Source organism: Salinivibrio sp. PR6 (assembly GCF_001995955.1).
Lineage (GTDB): Bacteria > Pseudomonadota > Gammaproteobacteria > Enterobacterales > Vibrionaceae > Salinivibrio > Salinivibrio siamensis.
The window spans coordinates 1-22,926 of the sequence record NZ_MUFA01000018.1 but is presented as its reverse complement, the minus strand read 5'-3'; the positions used below and the strand labels follow the sequence as shown (position 1 = coordinate 22,926).

Sequence of the window (22,926 nt, the reverse complement as noted above, 5' to 3'; positions counted from 1 at the left end):
CCAGACGTAAGCGGATGGAGCCTAGGGAAGAGAGGCGAAAACTCGCCTCTCAACACTCACCGCCATTATGCGGTTGAAGGAGGCTGGACTTGATAGCGTCCAGGCTTGTGGTTCATGGCCAGTACGAGATTGGTGGTAATCGCCGCGGCGACAGATAAGGCTATCAGCCATGGGTCAACGATCATCAGCGACAACACCACAATCGAGCAATCCAACGCCATTTGTACTTTCCCAGCGCGAATACCAAATCGTTGCTGTAAGAACAACGCCAAGGTGTTAAATCCGCCCAAGCTGCATTGATGGCGGAACATCACCAGCATGCCCATGCCAATTAAGCCGCCGCCAAACAGCGCCGCATACACAGGATGAATGCTGTTGATAGTTAATACGGCGCTTAGATGATCCGCACCGAATGAAACGATGCTGACCGCAACCAAGGTACTGATGGTGAAGCGTTTGCCCATTTGGGTGTAGGCGAGCCAATAAAAAGGCAGGTTGATCACGAAGAAAAGCTCACCAAAGCTGAAATCGGTGATCCGTTGTAAAAAGAGTGCTAGCCCAGCGGTACCGCCGGTCAGTAACCCCACTTGATTGAAAAAGAAGATGCCGAGTGACACCAAACTACTGCCAATCAGTAGCGCTAATGCGTTTTCACGCTTGGAATGATTTCTATCCATATTTGCGTTCTATCCCTATTAAAACGACCGCTACACCATACGCCGTTGTTCGGATAGGTCGAGTCAAACGCTCGTTTGATAACAAGTGAATAACAACTCAATGCGTACATTATCATTTACGTTGTGGCTTTGATCACGATAAAAGTTGGTGTCTACAGACCAAAGTCTAATCCACATTGTCTACAATATTGTTCTATTCTGGCTTTATTGAAGTTTTTAGGCGGTTTTTATGTCTTTATTGTCGACAAATGATCAATTTCTCGATCAGAGCGTGCAAGCGGCGCAGCTTGAGTCACGAGAGCCCACCAAGTCAGCCAGTCTGACCGAGCAACTTATCGAGGCGATTGTCACCGGCACTTATCCAGCGGGCACCAAGGTATCGGAAGCGGGGTTGGCTGCTGCATTTGGCGTCAGCCGAGGGCCACTGCGTGAAGCCATGATGCGGGTCGAAGCCTTGGGGTTGGTAGAGCGCGTCCCTCATGTTGGGGCAAGGGTAGTGACACTCACGCATCGTCAACTGGCTGAGATTTATGCGGTGCGAGAAGCGTTAGAAGGTATGGCCGCAAGACTGGCTTGCGCGCACATCACCGATGAGGAAATTGAGCAGTTAAGTGCAGTGCTCGACACCCACCATGCCTATATCGAACGGGTGGAGGGGGCGGCGTACTTTCACCAACAAGGCGATTTTGATTTTCATTATTGCATCATTAAAGCCAGCCACAACCAGAAACTGATCAACCTGTTGTGTGGCGAGTTGTACCACTTGCTGCGAATGTATCGCTTTCAATCGCCCCGGGCGCATTCTCGCCCCCAGCAAGCGTTGCAAGAGCACATGCAGATTTTGGCGGCAATTCGAGAGCGCGATGCCGAGTTGGCCGAAATGCTGATGCGTCGTCATATTCAGCGCAGTCGCCAACTGATTGAACAGCAAATTGCTGATTGAATAGCAACTGACGAATTAAAAATAGTGCGGTGGTGAGTCCCGCTAAGTCACGAATTTACAAGGAGAATACTATGAGTGCAGGTGCACGTTTTCGCCAAGCGGTGCGCAACAATATTCCGCTGCAAGTCGTCGGCACAATTAACCCCTATTGCGCCATGATGGCAGAGCAGGTGGGGCATCAAGCCATTTATCTATCCGGAGGCGGGATTGCTAACGCCTCTTACGGCTTACCGGATTTGGGGATCACGACTCTCAACGACGTGTTGGAAGATGTCCGCCGGATCACGGCAGCAACCGACGTGCCCTTACTGGTGGATATTGATACCGGCTTTGGCGGCGCGCTCAATATTGCTCGCACCATTCGCGAAATGGAGCGGGCCGGTGCAGGCGCGGTGCATATGGAAGATCAAGTGGCGCAAAAGCGCTGCGGTCATCGCCCTAACAAAGAAATTGTCAGCCAAGCTGAAATGGTCGACCGCATTAAAGCCGCGGTGGATGCGCGGACCGATCCTGAGTTTGTGATCATGGCGCGCACCGACGCCTTGGCGGTGGAAGGCATGGACAGTGCCGTCGCCCGCGCCAGAGCGTACGTAGAAGCAGGGGCGGACATGATTTTCCCCGAAGCCATGCAAACACTCGAGCAGTACCAAGCCTTTGTTGAGCAAGTAAAGGTGCCGGTACTAGCGAATATCACCGAGTTTGGTCAAACCCCACTGTTTACCAGCCAAGAGCTGGCGGGCGTCGGGGTCAGCATGGTGCTGTATCCGCTCTCTGCGTTTCGTGCCATGAACCAAGCCGCCCTCAATGTGTATCAACACTTGCTGGATGATGGCCACCAGAAAAACGTGGTCGACACCATGCAAACCCGTGATGCCCTCTATGACTTCTTGGGGTATCACGCCTACGAACAACAATTGGATCGCTTATTTGGAAAAGAGTGATCACGGACGCACACCCTCGGTGTGAAAACGTCGGTTACGCCACACTGGAATTATCGCCACGTTCACGGATTCATGCAGCGGTTGAATCTGATGGCATCAAAGGAAAGGAGCCAATCATGACAAATGTCGCCGTCGCACCCAAAGACAAAGCCATCTCCGGCGCGGGCCTTCGTGGTCAAAGTGCCGGCACCACCGCCTTGTGTACGGTGGGACAAACCGGTACTGGATTAACCTATCGCGGTTACGACATTACCGATTTAGCCAATCACGCCCAATTTGAGGAAGTCGCTTACCTGCTACTCAAAGGCCAACTCCCCAATCGCCAAGCGCTCGCCGACTACACACAAACCTTGGTCGGCAAGCGGGGATTGCCTGACGCCTTAAAAGCGGTGCTGGAGCGAATTCCTGCCAATGCGCACCCCATGGATGTGATGCGTACTGGTTGCTCGATGCTGGGTAACTTGGATCAAGAAACCGACTTTAGTGAGCAAGCGGATAAAACCGATACGCTGTTGGCGATGTTACCGGCCATTATCTGCTATTGGTACCGCTATTCGCATGATGGTGTACGAGTCGATACCTATCAGCCGGAGGTGAAAAGCATTGGCGGTTACTTTCTCAAAATGCTCACTGACGAAACCCCGTCGCCACTGCATGAATCCGTGATGCATTGCTCGCTGGTGCTGTATGCCGAGCATGAGTTCAATGCCTCGACCTTTACTGCCCGTGTGTGCGCGTCCACTTTGTCCGATTTGCACTCTTGTATTACGGCGGCCATCGGCAGCTTGCGCGGCCCATTGCATGGCGGTGCCAATGAAGCGGCGATGGCGATGCTCGAGCAGTGGCGAACGCCTGACGACGCTGAAGCCGGGCTAATGCAAATGCTCGCCAACAAAGACAAAGTGATGGGCTTTGGCCATGCGATTTACCGTGAATCAGACCCCCGCAATGCGCTTATTAAGCATTGGTCGAAACAGCTTGCCGAAAACGCACCGGACGCTTGGCTTTATGACGTGTCTGAGCGGGTTGAGCAGGTGATGAAGCGCGAAAAAGGCTTGTTCCCCAATGCCGATTTTTATCACGCATCGGCCTACCACTTTATGGGGATCCCGACCAAATTGTTTACCCCGATTTTTGTTATGAGCCGAGTGACGGGCTGGGCGGCGCATGTGTTTGAGCAGCGCGCTAATAACCGCATTATTCGCCCCAGTGCCGATTACGACGGCCCTGAGCACCAAGATTGGCTACCTATCGATCAGCGCCCCTAATCAGCGCGCATTCACCCGATTGAAATCACAGAAGGAATTGACCATGAGCAACAACGTAGAACTGAACCAGCGCCCCGACCCCGATGCCTTATTGGTGCAAATTGCTGATTATGTCGATAGCACGCCGATTGCCTCGGCAGAAGCCTACAACACCGCGCGTAACTGTTTGATGGATACCCTTGGCTGCGGCTTGCTAGCGCTACGTTTCCCTGAATGTACCAAACACCTGGGTCCACTGGTGCCGGGGACGACTGTGCGCCATGGCGCGCGTGTGCCGGGCACCTCTCACGAGCTTGATCCGGTCACTGCCGCGTTTAACATCGGCTGTATTATTCGCTGGCTCGATTTTAACGATACTTGGCTCGCCGCCGAGTGGGGCCATCCGTCCGATAACCTAGGTGGAATTTTGGCCACCGCCGATTACTTAAGTCGTGTGGCCGTGGCCGAAGGCAAACCACCACTCACTATGCGCGATGTGTTGACCGCGATGATCAAAGCGCATGAGATCCAAGGCGTGCTCGCCCTTGAGAATAGCTTTAACCGCGTCGGGCTGGATCACGTTTTATTGGTGCGCGTGGCATCAACGGCTGTGGTCACCAAAATGCTGGGCGGTAATCGCGATCAGATCATTGATGCTGTCTCACAAGCTTGGGTAGATGGTTGTGCGCTGCGCACTTATCGCCATGCGCCGAACGCCGGTTCACGCAAATCGTGGGCGGCGGGCGATGCCACCTCCCGTGCGGTGCGGTTGGCGATGATCACCATGAAAGGTGAAATGGGTTTACCGTCGGTACTCAGCGCACCCAAGTGGGGCTACTACGATGTGCTGTTTAACGGTAATCCCTTTAGTATCAAACAAGACTTTGCCAGCTACGTAATGGAAAACGTGCTGTTTAAGATTTCCTTCCCAGCAGAGTTTCATGCCCAAACGGCAGTGGAAGCGGCGGTGACCTTGCATTCACAGGTGAAAGACCGCGTGGATGAGATTGAACGTATTGAAATCACCACCCATGAATCGGCCATTCGCATCATTTCTAAAGAAGGGGAGTTGGCTAACCCGGCTGACCGTGACCACTGCCTGCAATACATGGTGGCCGTGCCGCTGCTATACGGCAATCTAGTGGCCGAGCATTACGAAGACGCCTTCCATCACGCCGACCCGCGTATTGATGCACTACGGCAAAAAATGGTGATCAAAGAAGACCCACGCTACAGCGCGGAATACCTTGAAGCCGACAAGCGCTCGATTGCTAATGCGATCCAAATCTTCTTTACCGATGGCAGCAGTACTGAACAAGTCGCGGTGGAATACCCAATTGGTCACCGCCGCCGTCGCGAAGAAGGGATCCCTGTGCTGGAGCAAAAATTCCGCGCTAACTTGGCGACTCGGTTCCCGCAAGCACAGAGCGAAAAAATCGCTGCCTTGTGTAGCGACCAGGCCGCGCTGGAGAAAACCCCAGTGCACACGTTTATGTCTCTGTTTGTGATTAACTAAGCACGTTATTAAACACGTTGCTTGCTAACTCATCGCTCGCTCATGGCGGGCGATAAGGAGCCGCTTATGCAAGAAGCCAGTTATCAACACCATGCGGATTGGGCTAGCCGCGATCCCGAGGGGTTTTGGCAGGCGCAGGCCAAACAGCTTGATTGGTTTACCTTTCCACAAACCATTCTTAGCAAAGATGACAATGGCATTGAGCGCTGGTTTGCCGATGGCACTATGAACACCGCGTATATGGCGCTTGATGCTCATGTCGAGCAAGGTCGAGGCGAACAAACTGCACTTATTTACGACTCACCGGTCACCGACAAAAAAACCACCTACACCTATGCCGCGCTGCGTGACTACGTGGCGAAAGTTGCGGGCATGCTGGCAGGGCTAGGGGTTGAAAAGGGGGATCGCGTGGTGATTTATATGCCCATGATCCCAGAAGCGACCGTAGCCATGCTCGCTTGCGCACGGCTTGGGGCGATCCACTCGGTAGTCTTTGGTGGCTTTGCCCCGAATGAGCTGGCGGTACGGATTGAAGACGCGGAGCCCAAAGTGGTGCTCACCGCCTCATGCGGCATCGAGGGCGCGAAAACCTTGGCTTATAAGCCGATGGTCGATCAAGCCATCATGGACAGTCGCTACAAACCCGACCATGTGGTGGTCTATCAGCGTGCCATGTGTCGTGCCAATTTAGATAATCCGCGTGATGCTGATTGGGCGGCGCTGTTAGCGGAAGCAACGCCTGCGGCGCCAGTGCCTGTCAATGCTACGGATCCCTTATATATTCTCTATACCTCCGGCACCACGGGCAAACCCAAAGGCGTAGTGCGTGATAATGGCGGCCATGCGGTAGCGATGAAGTACAGCATGAGCGCGATTTACAACGTCAAACCCGGCGAGGTGTTTTGGGCCGCTTCGGATGTCGGCTGGGTAGTGGGGCACTCGTATATTGTCTATGCCCCCTTGCTACACGGCTGCACCACGGTGATGTTTGAAGGCAAACCCGTCGGCACACCGGATGCGGGGGCGTTTTGGCGTGTGTGTGATGAGTATAACGTCAGCATCTTGTTCTCGGCGCCCACCGCCTTTCGAGCGATTAAAAAGCAAGATCCAAACGGTGAGCACCTGGCGCGTTATCCGATGACATCGTTACGCACGGTGTTTATGGCCGGCGAGCGGCTTGACCCACCGACATTGGAATGGGTAGAAGAAAAGACCCAGCGACCTGTGGTCGATCACTGGTGGCAAACTGAAACTGGTTGGGCGATTGCCGGCAATCCATTGGGGTTAACCTGCTTTGCGACCAAGCCTGGCTCGGCAACCATGCCAAGCCCGGGGTATCAGGTGTGTATCCTCGATGAAATGGGCGACCCTGCGGCGCCAAACCAGCAAGGATACATTGCCGTGAAGCGTCCCCTGCCGCCCAGCTGCCTGCCCACGGTGTGGCGCAACCACGATCGCTTTGAAGCCGGCTATCTCAGCCAGTTCCCCGGTTACTATGTCTCTGGTGATGGGGGCTACATGGACGAAGATGGTTATGTGTTTGTGATGGGACGGATTGACGATGTGATTAACGTCGCGGGTCACCGCTTATCGACCGGAGAAATGGAAGAAGTACTGGGTAGCCATGAAGCGGTCGCCGAATGTGCGGTGGTGGGCATGCACGATGAACTCAAAGGCCAATTGCCGCTTGGCTTGGTGGTACTGAAAGATGGTTTTGTCTCTGTGAGCGGGGAGATAGAACAGGAATTGGTACAGCGTGTGCGGGATCAAATTGGCGCGATCGCTTGCTTTAAAAAAGCGGTTATCGTCGATAAGTTGCCCAAAACACGGTCAGGGAAAATATTACGTCGCATTATTCGCCAAATGGCGGATGGCGAGGCTTATCACGTGCCCTCGACGATTGATGATCCGAGTAGTTTGGAGACCATCGCCTCGGCGCTTTCACACTAGATGCAAAGGCTGTGAGTACTATCGACAACGCGTGGCACCTTGGTGTGCCACGTTTTTTATTCGTTTACACGTCTACACCGCTTAGGGCTCATCACCGTTGTGGGCTTTTTGACGCATTTTTTGTTGATACATCTTGGTATCTGCTTCATCCAACAAGTCATCTAAACCACGGCGCGAGGTGGCTGAGCTGGTCGCAATGCCTTGGCTAAATGAGAGGGGATACGTGTGTCGGTTGATCTGATTAAATCGTTCAACCACCCCAGCAAAACGCTCGAGGGCATTCTCCGCTTCTTGACGACCCGCACCATAGAGAAACACCACAAACTCGTCCCCCCCAAAGCGGGCGAACACATCCGATTCGCGCATATTGGCGCGCAGCAAGTTGGCTAAGTGAGATAACGCGATATCCCCTTCAGCATGGCCGTAGGTATCATTAATCGCTTTAAAGTTATTTAAGTCCAAAAAAGCTAATGAATAGGGAGCATTAATTGACTGGCAATGCTGTACCGCTCGGCTCGCCAGTTGCATAAAACCGCGTCGATTAGAAATGCCTGTAATGTCGTCAGTGTAAGCAGTATGTGCCGATGACAACTCACTTTCCGCGAGTAGCGCCAGATCTTTTAAAAAGCGCACGTCCTCTTGGCTAAAACGTCTTGGCTGGGTATCAATAACACAGAGTGTGCCGATATTGGTGCCATCACTGAGAGAAAGCGGGTGCCCGGCATAAAAGCGGATATGCGGGTCACCAGTCACCAAAGGGTTATCGGCAAAACGTGGATCGGCACTGGCGTCTTGAACCACAAACGGCTGATTGCCCAAAATGGCATGGCCGCAAAAAGAAATATCGCGGGAAGTTTCGCGCACAGTCAGGCCAAAGCAGGATTTAAACCACTGACGATCGTTGTCGATTAAGCTAACGAGGGCGATCGGGACGTTGAATAAACGTTTTGCTAAGCGAGTGATACGGTCAAAGCGCTCTTCGTCTTCGCTATCTAGCAGGCCCGTTTCTTCTAGTTTTTTTAAACGCTGATCTTCATCTTGTGGCTTAATGGGACTGAGCATTCATACACTCCTGTTGCTGGCTCTCTAAACGCTGACTCTCTAAATACAGTAGAGGCGCTAGACAGAAGTGTCTAGGTCAGAAGACGACATAGGTCGCCTACTGACACAAAAGTGCGATACCGCTTGCGGCTTATTGCACCAAGCAGGCAAACCCTTTCAGGTAAAAGCCTTCAGGATAAGCACTGTGAGTGGGATGATCCGCCGCTTGTGCAAAGCGTTCGATAAACTGCACGTTCTTACCGGCATCTAACGCCGCGTCCGCGAGGATCTTTTGGAACAGCCCCGCATCCATTAAACCCGAGCAAGAGTAGCTGAGCAGCACACCGCCTGGATTAAGCAGCTGCATCGCCAGCATGTTAATGTCTTTATAACCACGGCACGCCCCATTGAGTTGTGACTTCGACTCGGCAAACTTAGGTGGGTCCATCACAATCACGTCAAAGCGCTCGCCTTGTTCGCGATAAGTGCGCAGCAGCTTGAACACATCGGCATTGATAAATTCCGCGCGGGTGAGATCAAAGCCGTTTCGGGCCGCATTGGCTTTCGCTTTGTCGAGCGCAGGCTGTGACACATCAACATTAGTGACATGTTTGGCATTGCCTTTTTGCGCATACAAGCCAAAGCCGCCCGTATAACAAAAGCAGTTTAAGACCCGTTTGCCATCCATGTATTTCACCGCTTGTTCGCGACTATCACGCTGGTCGAGATAAAAGCCGGTTTTGTGGCCATTGGTAATATCAACCTCAATTGCCACGCCATTTTCCTCGATGATGACGGACGCAGGCGGCTCCTCACCGTGTAAAACGCCAGTGCGCGGTTTAAGGCCTTCTTTTTTACGAATCGCCACATCGGAGCGCTCATAGATATGACAATCTGGAAACTCGGTGCGTAGGGCGGTGACCAGATTATCACGCTGGGCATCCGCGCCGGCGCTGAGCAATTGGCACACCAAGTAGTTATCGTATTTGTCGACGGTGATGCCGGGGACGCCATCAGACTCAGCGGCTAATAGGCGATAACCAGTGAGCCCATCACGGTTAGCGAGCATGGTGCGTAGCGGTTTTGCCGCACGAATACGGGCAAGGAAAAAGTCACTGTCGATGGGGGTTTTTTCAAAGCACCACATGCGTACCCGAATTTGCGATTGTGGCGAGAACGCGCCAAGGCCTAAAAACTCGCCTTGATGATCACAGACAGTGACAGTGTCACCTAAACCTGGCTTTCCTTCAATACGGGCAATGCCGCGCGAGAAAATCCAGGGGTGGCGGCGTTTGATAGATTTATCGCGGCCTTTGGCGAGATACACAGTGGCAGTCATGATGGTGTCCTAACGAGGCAAAGCAAAAAAGGGCGGGTATTGTCGAGCAAGGTCAGGGGGATTGCAATAAAAACGCGCCCAGAGAAGGGCGCGTGATTACAAGCGTGAGGGGATAGACCTAGGCGTTTAGGTACGAAGCCCTGCCACCAAGGTTTTCAGCTGATGAGCTTGTGCGCCCAGCTCGCTGACTTCGGTGGCAGAATCTCGCAGCATTTGTGCCACTTGGGTCGATTGGCTGCGTACTTGTTCGACGTCTTGTGAAATCGTGCCCGCGACATTGCCTTGCTGTTCGGCAGCGGCTGCAATCTCGGTGCTGCGGTCGGCGATGGTGCCACTGCGCTCAGCGATTTGGCTGATTTCGGTATCAATTTCTTGCACCGCTGCCTCGCTGGCGGACGCATTTTCAACCGTGCCTTCCATCACGCGGCGCAGATCCGCGGTATGCGCTTGCAGTGATTCAATCATAGACTGAATATCAACCGTTGACTCTTGGGTGCGACTGGCCAGTGTGCGTACTTCATCGGCCACCACCGCAAAGCCGCGGCCTTGTTCACCGGCACGTGCCGCTTCAATCGCCGCATTCAGCGCCAACAAGTTGGTTTGTTCACTGATGCCATTGATGGTGGTCACCACGGTGCCAATTTGCTCGGCGTTTTTGCTCAGCTCGCTGACTTTATCCGCCGCTTGGGCAATTTCGCTGGCAAGGCCGTTAATCGCGGCCATGGTTTGCTGGACTTGCTGACGTCCTTGGTTCGCCGCTTCGGTGGCCTCTTGCGTTTGGGTTGAGGTGTCCGTGGCATGGCTGGCCACTTCGCGAATCGAGCCTGCCATTTCTTCGGTGGCACTGGCCAGTGAATCAAGATACTGGCGCTGACTCTCACCCAAGGCTTCACTCTCATCGCTACGCTGCTGCAAGCTTGCTGACAAGCCATCCATCATCTCAGCGCTTTGTTGAATCGCCTTCACCAAGTTTTGCTCGCGCTCAAGCACTTTATCGATAGTGACGGCAATTTGGCTAAACTCATCACGAACAGGAATAAAGTTCATTCGGTAGCTCAGCTCACCATCTGCTAGCTTTAATAAGGCTTGGTTCATGGTGTACATCGCGCCGCCAATAAAGGTCATGATGTAGTAAATCAGTACTGCAATCACCAGAACCATACCGATCAGCAGGCTCCAGTCGGTGGCGCTCATATGGCTAAACAGTGAGCCGTCAAGTTGATAGACAAGCTCATTACCATTGAACGTAAAACCGGTTTGCTGGTTATTGAGCAGGGTTTGTACCTCGCCTTTCGGGAGGTCGTATTTATCAACCATGGCTTGAATGGCTTGGCCTTCCGCTTCCATCTTGTGTGCCACACGGGTATCCGAGGCGGCATCCAAGGTAAGCGCAATCACAACCATTGCGAGCAAGGGGAGGAAAAAGATAAGGTAAAATTTTTCTTGTAGCCGAAGGTGGATAAAATATTTATCAATCCATCGAAACGCAACTTCTTTCATGACGCCATCCTGTCAAACGACTTGTCTCATGTAGCGTTATACAGGTGTCGTTTTGCAATGGGAATATAGGAGAGGTGACAGATGTCTCAAAAATGTGTCAAAGCCTATGTCACAGGTCACGTTCAGGGGGTTGGCTTTCGTTATCACACCGCCCATGAGGCGTTGAAGCTCTCATTAACCGGATACGCGAAGAACCTGCCGGATGGTCGCGTTGAGGTATTGGCTTGTGGACGCGAAGAGTCAGTGGATTCGTTAATGGCCTGGTTAGATAAAGGGCCACCGACGGCGGGCGTCGATCAGGTTGATCAAGAGGACGTGGAATGGCGCGCCGTTGATGGCTTTGCCATCTTGTAGCGCCTTAGTAACAGGTCTCAATAGAAGAGAGGCTGCTGCCAATCGTTACATGCGCCGCGAAGGTGTGGCGGCGCTTGATCTATCGGCCTCGGGCTTGTCAGCTTCGGTACTTGTTTGCCTCGGTGACTAGAGGCATTTCGCGGGCTTGGGTAAGCCTGCCAGCTTGGTAGCCTGTTTTGCCGGGCCTTTAGGGAACAGCTTAAACAAGTATTTGCTGTTACCTTTCTCTGGGCCGTATTCTTTTTCCATCGATTTAACCAACAAACGCACCGCCGGTGAGGTGTTGTACTCTTGATAGAAATGGCGGACGAAGTGAATCACTTCCCAATGTGCTTCGGTCAGCGCAATGTTTTCTTGTTCTGCAAGCAGCGGTACCAGGGCTTCGTGCCAATCATCCACATTTTTTAAATACCCTTGCGCATCCGTCGCAATGGTTTCACCTTCATACACCAGCATACTTCTACCTTTGTTCGTCATCTGACCGGACGTTATCGCTTTGATTGAGGCTGCAAAGCATAGCGAGCAGGGCGGGCGAGTGCAACTGGCGTTCACTGTGCCTGATGTGGCGCGCTTCACTGAGTGGGTGCGCCATTCAATCACACGCTTTAGGGATAGAAAAGCAGCCATAAAAAAAGCCGGCGCATGCCGGCTCTTTGTGACTTACGGTTTAAAGCACGAGGCTTAGTCGTCGTTCATAAAGCCAAGAATGCTCAGCATATGAACGAAGATGTTGAAGATGTTCAAGTACAGCGACACGGTGGCGCGGATGTAGTTAGTCTCGCCGCCATTAATGATGTTGCTGGTGTCATACAGAATAAAGGCTGAGAAAATCAGTACCGCGATGGTGCTGATTGCCAAGCTCAGCGCTGGGATCTGCAAGAAGATGTTCGCGACCATCGCCACCAGTAGAGCAATCACACCCGCGACCAAGAAACCACCCATGAAAGAGAAGTCTTTCTTAGAGGTAATGGCATACGCCGATAGGCCTAAGAACACCATACCTGTGGTCGCCAACGCCTGCATGACAATTCCTGGGCCGCTAGACAGGCTCAGGTAGTAGGTCAAGGTTGGACCGAGTGAGGCACCCAGTAAGCCGGTGAACACGAAGGTCCATACAATACCGGCGGAAGAGTTCATGGTGCGTGGTAGCACAAAGAACACGATCGCCAACGCACCTAGGGTCATACCTAGCGACATCATTGGGCCGATGCCGACAGCGATAGCGATAAAGGCCGCGATAGCACTGGTGATCAGTGTCATCGATAGCAGTGCATACGTATTACGTAGCACTTTGTTTGTAGATAACGCACTCTGCTGTGACTGGCTGTGCGAAACGATACGATCGTTCATAACGTTCTCCCGGTTGGGTTAACAATCCATTTTTATATACGACAGTTATGTGGGCAGTCGTTCACTTTTTCAAGCCGCCCACGTCCTTAACCTAAACCACGACTGGCTTTTATAAGGTCAATAATACCTTATCCGCGCTCAACACCGATGGTGAAGTTGTAAAAGGATGTTAACCCAGCCCTTTAAGCGCGAACAAGGTAAACTTTGTTACATCAACCACTTCCACCAGACGAACACCGCCAAAAAGCCGAATAAATACACTAATCCAGTAATGGCTAGCGCACGCATCGCTTTGCTCATGGTCACTTCAGGCGGCAAGCGGTGCTTGGTCACCAAAATATAGTTCAACAGAGCGAAAAAGGGCGTGGTGACAAATGCCGCCACCATGGCGAAATCAAGCATGGTCAGCAGTGCGCCGGTCCAAAACGCCACAATCGCCAGTGCCAACACCGAGATCAGCATCATCCAGCCTTGTGCGATGCCCGGGTGCGCCTCGGCTTCTGTTTGTTCACGCAACAAGCGTTGTGATTCTGATACGACCCGCGCATAGCCATCAATCACGGTAATGGTGCTGCCGAAAATACAGAAAAAGGCGACCACGGCAATCAAATAGCGCGACCATTCACCAATGGTGGCGGCATACAGGCCCACTAACTGGTGCGAAAAGCCAATACCCGATTGCTTTAACTCCACCCCGCTGCCGTGCAGAAGCAAGGCACCGAGTGATAAGAACACAATCGCCAACAGCGCGGTACCGATATAGCCAACGTTAAAATCAAACAGCGCCGCTTTGGCGTTAATCGGCTCAGATTGCGCTTTACGCTTGAGCCACACCGAGGTGATGCTAGATATTTCAATCGGAGCGGGCATCCAACCCATGGTCACCACAATAAAGCCGATGGCGGCGACAGACCAAATTGAGGGCGCATTGAAGTTGGGTTCAACCGCGACAGGATTCCCCACGGCAATCGTCACCGCCACCAAGGTGGCGCATGTCAGCGTCGCCATGATCACTTTTGATAAGGTATCCAACGCTTTGTAATGCCCCGCAATCAAGATGACTAAGCAGGTGGCCACAATAATGCTCGAGAGCACCGTCAGTGAGAGATCAAACGGCACAAAATAGCTGAGCAAGCTGGCACTAAATAAGGTCAAGGCCGCGGTGTTAATCACCCCAGAGACCGCACTTAACGCGACAAACAGCCACAAATAAGGCCGACCTAAACGCGCATAGCCTTCGACCAAGGTTTCACCGGTTCCCGCGGTGTATTGTACGCCTGCTCGAAAAAAGGGGTATTTAAACAAGTTAACGAGCAGGATCAATGCCGCGAGTTGCCAGCCATAAATGGCTCCAGCTTTGGTCGAGGCAACAAGGTGAGAGCCGCCTACAGCTGCCGCGGCCATCATGATACCAGGCCCCAATGCGCGTAGACGTTGCATCACCGACAAGCTAGATCCTGCCTGATGCGAAGAGACGGTTTGCATGTGTGTTTCCTTTATTGTGGTTGCGTTGTTGTGTTTGCTTTGTTTTATGTTTTTTTAGCGCTATTGCTTTTGTTTTTCCATTGAGGCTTATTTTTATCACTTTACCTTCAATGATTTTGTCAATAGCCACCCATGAATATCATATGAGCCAAACGTGTCAACCAATCTTGCCAAATTTGTTAAGCGCAGGCGTGATGCAGGGTGTGAATGATAGACACCACCAAGGTGACACAAAAAGAGAGGGATAAACATCCGACCATTGTCTGAGAGACAAGACACAGCCAAAAGGGCAGTTTGCAACCCTCGATAACCACTCAATAAGTGTGATTGAGCGTCAAATTCTGCTGGAAATGAGAGTTTAATCACACTAGAATGCTCGCCCAACATGTGCTCTTTGCGCAGCGATAGCCAAAGAGTGACTGTGTCGCGATTTGCGGCTGAAGAAAAAGCGTCCAAGGTCGGGCCCACCTTCACCGAACCCGCGGTACGATGTAACGCATGATGGAACCTCTTGCCACCCCGGCAGCGTGTCGTACTCATCCGTACCGCAAGTGCAACACAACGGCAAGGTAATCTATTTATGCAACTCCTCTATAGTGCGGCAGGTCTGGTCGCTCTGTTTCTGTGCGCGTGCGCATTTTCCACCAACCGCAAAGCGATCAACTGGCGAACAGTGCTAGGTGCGTTTGGCCTGCAAGCTGGGTTTGCTGCCCTGGTGCTCTATATTCCCTTTGGTCAAGCCATGCTAGGGGCAATGAGTAATGGCGCGGCGAAGCTGCTCTCCTTTGCCAACGAAGGTATCGAGTTTGTGTTTGGACCTCTGGCGAACGATGGGTTCATTTTCGCTGTTAAAGTACTGCCGTTAATCATTTTTATCAGTGCGCTGATTTCTCTCCTTTATCATCTCGGCATTATGCAGTGGGTTATCAAACTCCTCGGCGGCGGCATACAGCGATTACTCGGCACCAGCCGCGCAGAGTCTCTGGTGGCAACCAGCAACATCTTTCTTTCTCAGGGCGAATCTCCTTTGGTAGTTCGCCCTTTTCTTAGCAAAATGACCCGCTCTGAACTCTTCGCCGTAATGGTCGGCGGCATGGCCTCAGTGGCCGGCAGCGTACTTGGCGGATATGCCGCCATGGGCGTGGATTTAAAATACCTGATTGCCGCGAGCTTTATGGCCGCGCCCGGTGGATTATTGATGGCCAAAATCATCGTCCCTGAGACGGAAACACCGGCTGAGCAAAATCAGGTGGAGATCAGCGATAGCGACCAAGCGAACGCGATTGATGCCTTGGCCAGTGGCGCGATGAACGGCATGAAAGTCGCGGTGGCCGTGGGTACTATGCTGGTGGCCTTTATCAGTGTGATTGCGATGCTAAACGCCGGGCTCGGGAGCATTGGCGAGCTGCTTGATTTAGAAGGCTTAAGCCTAGAAAGCCTGTTCGGCTATTTATTCTCACCCTTGGCATTGCTTACTGGGGTGCCGGTGCATGAAGTGTTTGCCGTCGGCAACCTATTAGGGCAGAAAATTGCACTCAATGAGTTTGTCGCCTTCTTATCCTTTGCCGATATCAAAGCGAACCTGTCGGTGCAAAGCCAGGTGATAGTGACCTTTGCCTTGTGTGGCTTCGCCAACATTGGCTCAATTGCCATTCAACTTGGCTCGATTGGTGCCATGGTGCCCGAGCGCCGCAAAGATGTGGCAAGCCTTGGCGTGCGCGCAGTGATTGCCGCCACCTTTGCCAACCTAATGAGTGCGGCACTGGCGGGTATTTTTATCGCGCTATAAACACTGCGCAGCAAAGAGACTCAGCTAAAGTGTCTCAGTTAAAAGCAGGGGCGATTGGCGGTAAGCTAATCGCCTTTTGCTAGCATGTTCGCCAGCCTGATCATTGATTGAGCGAGCAGACAAAAAGCGGCAAATAAAGGGTTTACAAGCCACAACGAACCCAATAATATACGCCGCGTTCCGGAGAGATGGCTGAGTGGTTGAAAGCACCGGTCTTGAAAACCGGCAAGGGTTAATAGCCCTTCTAGGGTTCAAATCCCTATCTCTCCGCCATATACCGAAAAGCCGCTGCTCAGTCAGCGGCTTTTTTGCGTTTATCCCCCTACAAATCCCCAAACCCTGACCGCGCCAACATTTTAGACCCCTTTGCCTAAACACACTGCCCAGCGTCTGATAATCTAGCCCGCGAAAAATTGCCCTATAAGGCCTTTTGGACGCCGCCAACCAATGGCGGTAGCGTGGGTGTTGAAGCGCACTCCATTAAACTGCCAAGCTGTATATTTACACAGCTTATCGGCGAGGAAAGCCAGATCGTGTGCACGATTATTCGAAACACATTCACATTATCACCAAGCTAAAAAATAGAAATGCTATTTAATCAATGGGTTGCATTTCACTGGTTGGGGATAATGTGAACGCCTGAACCATGATAGGCGGCATGCACACTTTCTCGGAAAGAGACAGATCATAAAGACTCAAAATGCTATTTATAACAGTGGGTTAGATAATAAAAGCCGCGTATAACGATTTTGGGAAATCGCGCATGCGCACTAATACAATGTTATATTTTACGGGGGTAATATGCCAATCAAGCAGTTTGATAAGTGGATTGATAGCATCGTTTCTAAATACGAAATTGAAGCTCAATGCTGCAGTAAGTTTTCAGATGTTTTCTTAGGCTACTACTCTCCAGAATACTTAGCTAAATGCAAGTTTGTTGTAACGGACGTAATCCCGAAGCCTGACATTCCCGAACTACGCCATATTGGTTTAGGTGATTTTCTTGATATGGATTGTGGGGCAATCACCTACAAACACATGTACTTTATGAAACCCCAGCATCAAGAAAACTTAGAAATTCATATTCACGAACTCATGCACACAATTCAATGGGAGCAGCTAGGTGGAGAAGGCTTTTTGAAGCGGTACGTTCAAGAAATCAATGAACACGGCTATGACAATGCGCCATTAGAGAACATGGCATACGATCTAGGTCGTAGTTTCAAATCAGGTGGCGCTGCAGTTGATGTAGCTAACTTAGTGCGTGAAAAAATATAACAAATTGCTTAACAAAGACTCCTAACGTTTGGCGACTTAAGTCGCAATTTCAACTCTGTGTTTATGGCACAATATTTAAGTTAAGTGGCATCGCGTTGTCGCTTGTTAGCAAGGCGTTAGGCAGAACTAGCTATGAATGAGAGACAACAGCGTGCTCTGGTGCGTTTCAACAAATCCATAGAAGAGCTTAAAGCAGCAGGCGTGATTCGGTCCGACCGATACCTAGGCGATATAGCCGAATTTCTTTGTGCTGATGCTTATGGAATCGATCTCGCTACTAACCAGCGGCAAGCTGGGCACGATGGGTTTAGGCAAGAGCTGAAGGTCCAAATTAAGTACGGTGGCGGTAAGAAAACGAACATGGATTTGGGAGACCCTTCGACGTATGACGAGGTTTACGTTGTGCTTGGCAAGGACAGCGTTGTCAGAAAGCATGTACACCCTGCCGACTTTCTCGTGTATCGGCTTACGGCGGACGAAGTCAGGAATATGGGAACCACACCTAGGGGGCGTTATTCGTGTGGCGCCAGTCAATTCAATCGTCCTGCTGACCGGTATATCTCAATTATTGAGGCAGAAAGTGCCTAACAATCGCAGGCACGGCGACGCCCACTACATTGCGCCTTTGGCTCCATTCCGTGGGCGCGCATGCTGCAAGCGTTATATGTATCCACTCAGAGGGTAATCGATGCTTTACGAGGTAGATGAGAAGTCAGGTGTACTACGATCGGTAAAATCTTCGTGGATGCCGCTTGAGCTCGATATAGAGAAATATCTCATCACTAGAGAAGATGATGGCCCGCCGATTCTTTCTGAAGCTGTCTTTGGTGAGCCGTTGTTGCTTTTGAGCAACCAAGTACGAACTCGCAACAAGAAAAGAGCCGACATCCTCGCAATGGATCGAGCGGGTAACGGCGTAGTAATCGAGCTCAAGCGGGACCAAGGACATCTTGGTGTCGAAACGCAAGCACTTCAGTATCTGGCGGATTTTTCAGCTTATTCAGGAAAGAATTTCGTTAAGAAATTTGGACAAAAGGACACGCTTTCCGAGGATGTGATCCTCGGATTTGTCGGGGACAATGCCGAGATCGAAGATTTGAACCGCAACTCCCGTGTAATCTTGATGGCGAGATCCTTTGATTCAACTCTGTTCTCTATGGGGGAGTGGTTGAGCTCCAAAGGAATATCATTCCGCTGTATAACTTATTCCCCGGTAGAAATAGAAGGCAAGAAATTACTCTCATTTTCCGTGGTGTTTGATAGAGCAAACGAGGCGCTGTATCCAGTCAGTTTTGCGTCAAGTGTTCGGGAGCCCGGCTACTATTGGCACAATATTGCCAGAGCTGACAAAGATTGGTGGACATTCCTGGTAGACAATCGGCAAATTCCGGCTTGTTTCGAGAATTCGCCTGGTGATCAAGGTGAGAAGATCCTGACAAGGTACATTCCGGGTGACGTCGTCGTTGCATACGCGAAAGGGTTTGGAGCAGTTGGGTGGGGAGTCGTAACAGACCCTGCTAAATATCGGTTGATAGCAGTTGGGGATAAGGGAGACCGTTTGGATGGTAATTGCAGGCATAGGCTTCAGGTAAAGTGGAAGGCTACCGCTAAGGCTTTAAACGAGGGGATTTCACCTGAGAGCGTCCGTCAGCAGTTTGGCATCTACCATCCGGTTAGCACTTCTGTTTCCATTGATTCGGAAAAGTGCCGCAGTTTAATCGAGCGCATGAATGAGAAATTCAACATATAACAAGGCCATCAAATTCGTTACGGCCACAAAAGACGTGGCCTCCACCGGACGTCCCTGACGGGCCGCCGCTTATTTTAGCGTTAAATGTAAGGAGCAATGAATTGAAACCTGAAGAAATGGTCGACAATCTACTCGAGCATAGGACATACCTTTTCTCTTTAGATTATGGCGACAGAAAGAATGAAAGAGAGTTCGTAAAGGATGTGTTAGACCGCTTTAATCGCTTTCAACTTACAGGTTGTGGGCTTTTCATAAACAACACTCCTTACAACTTGGAGCTGTATTTTTGTTTAAGTTTCGAAAGAGACGATAGAGATTTTGATAGTTGGCTTTCAAAACACTACCCACATAAAATCAGAGCGTACAACGTATTTGTAAACGAGCTTATGGAGGCGGTTTATCGGAAGGGTTATTCGCTAGTCACGTTCATAGATTCAAGCAATATCGATGAAGTGATGACTATAAATAGAAATGAACTATTTTTGTATCCTGACAGAGAAGTAATGTTCGAAATATGGGGTAAACCTGTGATAGAAAAAAAGAAAAAAGTATTTTTATCCCATTCGTCGAAGGATAAAGACATTGTAGACGTATATTATAATGAAATTCAAAAAGCCGAATTAAAGGCTTGGTACGATAAGGAAGAAATAACTGCAGGTGATAGCATTACTTCAAAAGTAAGTGAAGGCCTGGAAGAGTGCGAGCTCGGAGTGATATTCCTGTCGGATAACTTTCTATCTAAACATTCCGGATGGACTGAGGCTGAATGCAACTATTTTATTAATAGGCGGATGAAGAAGAACAAAACATTGGTGGTCGTAAATTTAGGCGTTGATTAYGATAATATGCCTCCTTTGCTCCAAGACTATTTATATATAGACGCTAATAACGGCAAGGCAACTGACGAATTAATTCATGCTGTGCGCAAGCAGTTAGATCGCATTTAACAAGCGGCTGCTGTCGGACTGGTAAAAGCTCCGGCTTCGCCTCCACTTTTACTATCCGCAGAGCCGAGCGTTAAGTTTTAAGGAGGGACATTGGATAATATACAGGCGTACTTGCCAGTTATTTCTCTGATTGTAGCGTTTTTGGCTGTTATAGTCGGTCCATTCATATCTTGGAAGGTCGCCAAACTACAAAGCGACAACGCAATAAAGCTAGCCAAAAAGCAGGTTGTAGCTCCGATCCGACAGGCATGGATTGATAGGCTCCGTGGCCTATTGAGTGAGATTCTTAGTGTGAGCTTATCGTACTATGTGACAGGGACATATCTTCATGACTTGTCATTAGATTCGGAAGACGAACACGATAAGATTGAGCAGTTGGTGGAAAGTCGCCTTACTATCCTGCGTTCAGAAGTAGAACTTCTTCTCAATCCATTTGAGGATGAGCACCAAAACCTTTTGGCTTTAATAGGATCCTGTTTCAAGGGTATCTATAGTTACGGAAATAACGATGACCGTATTAATTTTCCAAGTAATCACGAGCTACTAAGCGCACAATCCAAGAAAGTCCTTAAGCTTGAGTGGGTCAGGGTTAAAAATGAACTCTAAATACAAACTTAACAAGGCTGACCACGCGACAGGCGCGTGTCAGCAGCGTTAGAGAACCAGAATAAAAGGAGGAATAATGGCAATTGTAAGAAGGAAATGTTTCATTTCCTATCATCATGCGGATCAGGATGAAGTGAGTCGGTTTGTTCGATCATTTGATCACGAACAAGACACGTTCATTGCTCGTGGTCTAGGTCGTGAAATGTCTGAAGATATTATAAATAGCACTAATACCGACTATGTTATGAGCCGAATTCGGCAGCTTTATCTTGGTGATTCGACCGTTACTCTTGTTATGCTCGGCAAGTGTACTTGGGCACGCAGATACGTAGATTGGGAAATTCAATCTTCCTTGCGACAAGGGGAGGCTACCACTCCAAACGGGCTACTGGCTATAAAGCTGCCAAGCTATACACAAGGAAGTGAGATTTTCCCAGACAGACTAAACAAAAACCTAAAACAAAGTGATGCTCAAGAAGATTGCTACGCTAGATGGATCGAATATCCACGGACTACAGAACAGTTAGTCAACGCAATTGAAGCTGCATGCCAAAGAAGAAATACCCATCGGAAATGGATCGTTAATCCTAGGGATAGGATGAGGTATAACCGTCAATGCTAGGATTTTGAAAATGGAAAGTAAAGAAACGCTACCAGACCACTTTCGAGTAATTCTTGATCATAGCCTAGGTTTGACTGTAGAGGCTAGCGGTTCGGTTGTTCTTGCGCTGATAGCAATATTGATTTTGGTGGTTATTCTGCGTGTTATTCTATCATCTCGTGGACCTTGGAGATCATACGAAATTGATGAAGCGGAATTCGGTCTTGGCAACCAGAAAGTGAAAATTCGACCGAATGATATAGATAGGCAAATAGCTTATAAGATTTGGGTCGAGTTGAGCACTCGAAAAGTCGGTTTAAAGATAGATCTAGATAATGACGTAGTTTCCGAGATTTATGATTCTTGGTATAGCTTTTTCTCTGTAACTCGCGAGCTTATAAAAGATGTTCCTGTTTCAAAATTTCGACGCAAAGATACAGAGAGAATCATAGCGCTTTCTATCGATGTTCTTAATTCCGGGATACGTCCGCATCTTACCAAATGGCAAGCTAGGTTTCGCAGATGGTATGAGTTTCAGCTGGCTAAGGATGAAAATGCGGACTTCCACCCGCAGGATATACAAAAGAATTTTCCTGATTATGAGGAGTTGGAAAAGGATATTCTTGCTGTAAATCAAAACCTGATCGGGTACAGAAAAAAGATGTACGAACTGGTGTCCGGGCTGTGAAATGCTCTAACAAACGCATGTTGCCGGACTGCTTTTTCGCTTCGCTACAAATCAGCCGCAAATGCGGGCGTCATGTGCTTTCGAAGTCATCAAATGTACGAGGATGAAAAATGTTATAAAATCAACCAATTAGTGTGACTGAAGAATCTCCTTCAGTTTAAGCTCATTTAGCGATGTTACAAAATGTTATACAGAGAATGGCATCAAATAGCTCTTCATGTAAATCATGGTGTATTACTTTAGTTTCCGCTGTGCTTGTAATAGTTGCGGATAAATGAAAGCCAGATTATGCATGGATTGCATTATTACCTACGGTAATATTTGCTTGTTTAGATGCATATTACTTAGCATTAGAAAAGGGGTTTAGAGAAACTTACAACAAATTCGTCGAAAAACTACATCGTAAGTCATTAGTTAGTTCTGATTTATATGCAATCAAGCCACAGGAGAAAATGTCAAAACATCAGGTTGATGCAATGAAGTCAATTTCAGTTTGGGGATTTTATATTCGATYAGTGTTTATTATTTATATAACTAAAATAATAGCAATTGGTTGATTATGGCGGGTATTATAAAAAGAAAATACGAGTCAGAAACAAGAAAATTACAAAAGTCATTTACACGACCTTTGAATTTAATATCAGAGGCGTTACCTGAAGAGTATGATAAGTATTTGTTGTTAAAATTATTTAAAGAGTTGTTCCCACTAATGTGGGATAGCTTAAACAAAAGATATGAGCAATATGAAAGCAAGGATAAGTTCCTAGCTAAAGTCGGTAAGAGAAAAAGATATTATCATGATAAGCCTGATGTTTTTTTCTTCAAGTTACTTAAAGTTAAGCATATGGTTTCAGATGGTCAACGTGCAAGACATAAGAAAAACTTTAATGAAAAAAATGCCCAGCTGGCATATCAATCATTATT

The 22,926-nt window shown here is 49.5% G+C and carries 21 protein-coding genes, 1 tRNA gene and 1 pseudogene; 16 read left to right on the top strand and 7 right to left on the bottom strand.

What is annotated here, in order from left to right; translation table 11 throughout:
* Positions 1-65: 65 nt before the first annotated feature.
* Complete coding sequence (locus tag BZG72_RS13220) at positions 66-677, bottom strand: YitT family protein (protein ID WP_046073373.1); 612 nt, start codon at positions 675-677, stop codon at positions 66-68.
* 229 nt (positions 678-906) lie between these two features.
* On the opposite strand from BZG72_RS13220, the gene BZG72_RS13215 reads away from it, so the two are divergent.
* The 5 genes from BZG72_RS13215 to BZG72_RS13195 all read left to right on the top strand — a co-directional run bounded on the left by BZG72_RS13215 (position 907) and on the right by BZG72_RS13195 (position 7,274).
* Positions 907-1,620 (top strand): GntR family transcriptional regulator, encoded by a 714-nt coding sequence (locus BZG72_RS13215; protein WP_077666994.1) that lies wholly within the window; start codon positions 907-909, stop codon positions 1,618-1,620.
* A 71-nt stretch (positions 1,621-1,691) separates the two neighbouring features.
* Positions 1,692-2,561, top strand: coding sequence for a methylisocitrate lyase (prpB, locus tag BZG72_RS13210; protein WP_077666993.1), 870 nt, complete (start codon positions 1,692-1,694; stop codon positions 2,559-2,561).
* 116 nt (positions 2,562-2,677) lie between these two features.
* Positions 2,678-3,829, top strand: coding sequence for a bifunctional 2-methylcitrate synthase/citrate synthase (prpC, locus tag BZG72_RS13205; protein ID WP_077666992.1), 1,152 nt, complete (start codon positions 2,678-2,680; stop codon positions 3,827-3,829).
* 43 nt (positions 3,830-3,872) lie between these two features.
* Positions 3,873-5,324, top strand: a complete 1,452-nt coding sequence (locus tag BZG72_RS13200; protein ID WP_077666991.1) for a bifunctional 2-methylcitrate dehydratase/aconitate hydratase — start codon at positions 3,873-3,875, stop codon at positions 5,322-5,324.
* Between the two features lie 66 nt (positions 5,325-5,390).
* The gene (locus BZG72_RS13195) at positions 5,391-7,274 is read left to right on the top strand and encodes a propionyl-CoA synthetase (RefSeq protein ID WP_077666990.1); all 1,884 of its coding nucleotides are present in this window, start codon (positions 5,391-5,393) and stop codon (positions 7,272-7,274) included.
* Positions 7,275-7,355: 81 nt separating this feature from the next.
* Here BZG72_RS13195 and BZG72_RS13190 read toward each other — a convergent pair whose 3' ends face one another.
* The 3 genes from BZG72_RS13190 to BZG72_RS13180 form a co-directional block, all read right to left on the bottom strand.
* Positions 7,356-8,336 carry a sensor domain-containing diguanylate cyclase gene (locus BZG72_RS13190; RefSeq protein WP_077666989.1) on the bottom strand — a complete coding sequence of 327 codons (981 nt, stop codon included), beginning with the start codon at positions 8,334-8,336 and terminating at the stop codon, positions 7,356-7,358.
* Between the two features lie 130 nt (positions 8,337-8,466).
* A complete protein-coding gene (locus tag BZG72_RS13185; RefSeq protein WP_077666988.1) occupies positions 8,467-9,654 on the bottom strand; it encodes a class I SAM-dependent methyltransferase in 1,188 nt (395 codons plus the stop codon).
* A 126-nt stretch (positions 9,655-9,780) separates the two neighbouring features.
* Entirely contained in the window at positions 9,781-11,154 is a 1,374-nt protein-coding gene (locus BZG72_RS13180) for a methyl-accepting chemotaxis protein (RefSeq protein WP_077606289.1), read from the bottom strand.
* An 81-nt stretch (positions 11,155-11,235) separates the two neighbouring features.
* Between BZG72_RS13180 and yccX the strand changes: the two genes are divergently transcribed.
* The gene (gene yccX, locus BZG72_RS13175; protein WP_077666987.1) at positions 11,236-11,508 is read left to right on the top strand and encodes an acylphosphatase; all 273 of its coding nucleotides are present in this window, start codon (positions 11,236-11,238) and stop codon (positions 11,506-11,508) included.
* A gap of 126 nt (positions 11,509-11,634) precedes the next feature.
* Here yccX and BZG72_RS13170 read toward each other — a convergent pair whose 3' ends face one another.
* From BZG72_RS13170 to BZG72_RS13160, 3 genes are all read right to left on the bottom strand, one after another.
* The gene (locus tag BZG72_RS13170) at positions 11,635-11,964 is read right to left on the bottom strand and encodes a TusE/DsrC/DsvC family sulfur relay protein (protein WP_025672953.1); all 330 of its coding nucleotides are present in this window, start codon (positions 11,962-11,964) and stop codon (positions 11,635-11,637) included.
* A gap of 225 nt (positions 11,965-12,189) precedes the next feature.
* Entirely contained in the window at positions 12,190-12,858 is a 669-nt protein-coding gene (locus BZG72_RS13165; protein ID WP_046073363.1) for a Bax inhibitor-1/YccA family protein, read from the bottom strand.
* Between the two features lie 207 nt (positions 12,859-13,065).
* A complete protein-coding gene (locus BZG72_RS13160; protein ID WP_077459433.1) occupies positions 13,066-14,343 on the bottom strand; it encodes an NRAMP family divalent metal transporter in 1,278 nt (425 codons plus the stop codon).
* A 580-nt stretch (positions 14,344-14,923) separates the two neighbouring features.
* On the opposite strand from BZG72_RS13160, the gene BZG72_RS13150 reads away from it, so the two are divergent.
* The 10 genes and pseudogenes from BZG72_RS13150 to BZG72_RS13100 all read left to right on the top strand — a co-directional run.
* Positions 14,924-16,132: a NupC/NupG family nucleoside CNT transporter gene (locus BZG72_RS13150; protein ID WP_077666985.1), complete on the top strand. Its 1,209-nt coding sequence runs from the start codon at positions 14,924-14,926 to the stop codon at positions 16,130-16,132.
* 182 nt (positions 16,133-16,314) lie between these two features.
* Positions 16,315-16,405 (top strand) — tRNA-Ser (locus tag BZG72_RS13145).
* Between the two features lie 528 nt (positions 16,406-16,933).
* Positions 16,934-17,410, top strand: a complete 477-nt coding sequence (locus BZG72_RS13140; RefSeq protein WP_046073110.1) for a hypothetical protein — start codon at positions 16,934-16,936, stop codon at positions 17,408-17,410.
* A gap of 132 nt (positions 17,411-17,542) precedes the next feature.
* On the top strand, positions 17,543-17,998 hold the full coding sequence (locus BZG72_RS13135; RefSeq protein WP_077666984.1) for a DUF6998 domain-containing protein: 456 nt from the start codon (positions 17,543-17,545) through the stop codon (positions 17,996-17,998).
* 100 nt (positions 17,999-18,098) lie between these two features.
* The gene (locus BZG72_RS13130; RefSeq protein WP_077666983.1) at positions 18,099-19,160 is read left to right on the top strand and encodes a hypothetical protein; all 1,062 of its coding nucleotides are present in this window, start codon (positions 18,099-18,101) and stop codon (positions 19,158-19,160) included.
* 101 nt (positions 19,161-19,261) lie between these two features.
* Positions 19,262-20,107 (top strand): toll/interleukin-1 receptor domain-containing protein, encoded by an 846-nt coding sequence (locus BZG72_RS13125; protein WP_077666982.1) that lies wholly within the window; start codon positions 19,262-19,264, stop codon positions 20,105-20,107.
* 90 nt (positions 20,108-20,197) lie between these two features.
* On the top strand, positions 20,198-20,713 hold the full coding sequence (locus BZG72_RS13120) for a hypothetical protein (RefSeq protein WP_077666981.1): 516 nt from the start codon (positions 20,198-20,200) through the stop codon (positions 20,711-20,713).
* Between the two features lie 76 nt (positions 20,714-20,789).
* Entirely contained in the window at positions 20,790-21,335 is a 546-nt protein-coding gene (locus tag BZG72_RS13115) for a TIR domain-containing protein (RefSeq protein ID WP_241832553.1), read from the top strand.
* Positions 21,336-21,345: 10 nt separating this feature from the next.
* Positions 21,346-22,002 (top strand): hypothetical protein, encoded by a 657-nt coding sequence (locus BZG72_RS13110; RefSeq protein ID WP_077666980.1) that lies wholly within the window; start codon positions 21,346-21,348, stop codon positions 22,000-22,002.
* A 559-nt stretch (positions 22,003-22,561) separates the two neighbouring features.
* A pseudogene (locus BZG72_RS13100) lies at positions 22,562-22,926 on the top strand (toll/interleukin-1 receptor domain-containing protein); the annotation flags it as partial.

Excerpts from the sequence above, each read along its gene's own strand:
- BZG72_RS13220 (WP_046073373.1), bottom strand. The coding sequence starts at position 677 with ATGGATAGAAATCATTCCAAGCGTGAAAACGCATTAGCGCTACTGATT.
- BZG72_RS13215 (WP_077666994.1), top strand. The coding sequence starts at position 907 with ATGTCTTTATTGTCGACAAATGATCAATTTCTCGATCAGAGCGTGCAA.
- prpB (WP_077666993.1), top strand. The coding sequence starts at position 1,692 with ATGAGTGCAGGTGCACGTTTTCGCCAAGCGGTGCGCAACAATATTCCG.
- prpC (WP_077666992.1), top strand. The coding sequence starts at position 2,678 with ATGACAAATGTCGCCGTCGCACCCAAAGACAAAGCCATCTCCGGCGCG.
- BZG72_RS13200 (WP_077666991.1), top strand. The coding sequence starts at position 3,873 with ATGAGCAACAACGTAGAACTGAACCAGCGCCCCGACCCCGATGCCTTA.
- BZG72_RS13195 (WP_077666990.1), top strand. The coding sequence starts at position 5,391 with ATGCAAGAAGCCAGTTATCAACACCATGCGGATTGGGCTAGCCGCGAT.
- BZG72_RS13190 (WP_077666989.1), bottom strand. The coding sequence starts at position 8,336 with ATGCTCAGTCCCATTAAGCCACAAGATGAAGATCAGCGTTTAAAAAAA.
- BZG72_RS13185 (WP_077666988.1), bottom strand. The coding sequence starts at position 9,654 with ATGACTGCCACTGTGTATCTCGCCAAAGGCCGCGATAAATCTATCAAA.
- BZG72_RS13180 (WP_077606289.1), bottom strand. The coding sequence starts at position 11,154 with ATGAAAGAAGTTGCGTTTCGATGGATTGATAAATATTTTATCCACCTT.
- yccX (WP_077666987.1), top strand. The coding sequence starts at position 11,236 with ATGTCTCAAAAATGTGTCAAAGCCTATGTCACAGGTCACGTTCAGGGG.
- BZG72_RS13170 (WP_025672953.1), bottom strand. The coding sequence starts at position 11,964 with ATGCTGGTGTATGAAGGTGAAACCATTGCGACGGATGCGCAAGGGTAT.
- BZG72_RS13165 (WP_046073363.1), bottom strand. The coding sequence starts at position 12,858 with ATGAACGATCGTATCGTTTCGCACAGCCAGTCACAGCAGAGTGCGTTA.
- BZG72_RS13160 (WP_077459433.1), bottom strand. The coding sequence starts at position 14,343 with ATGCAAACCGTCTCTTCGCATCAGGCAGGATCTAGCTTGTCGGTGATG.
- BZG72_RS13150 (WP_077666985.1), top strand. The coding sequence starts at position 14,924 with ATGCAACTCCTCTATAGTGCGGCAGGTCTGGTCGCTCTGTTTCTGTGC.
- BZG72_RS13140 (WP_046073110.1), top strand. The coding sequence starts at position 16,934 with ATGCCAATCAAGCAGTTTGATAAGTGGATTGATAGCATCGTTTCTAAA.
- BZG72_RS13135 (WP_077666984.1), top strand. The coding sequence starts at position 17,543 with ATGAATGAGAGACAACAGCGTGCTCTGGTGCGTTTCAACAAATCCATA.
- BZG72_RS13130 (WP_077666983.1), top strand. The coding sequence starts at position 18,099 with ATGCTTTACGAGGTAGATGAGAAGTCAGGTGTACTACGATCGGTAAAA.
- BZG72_RS13115 (WP_241832553.1), top strand. The coding sequence starts at position 20,790 with ATGGCAATTGTAAGAAGGAAATGTTTCATTTCCTATCATCATGCGGAT.
- BZG72_RS13110 (WP_077666980.1), top strand. The coding sequence starts at position 21,346 with ATGGAAAGTAAAGAAACGCTACCAGACCACTTTCGAGTAATTCTTGAT.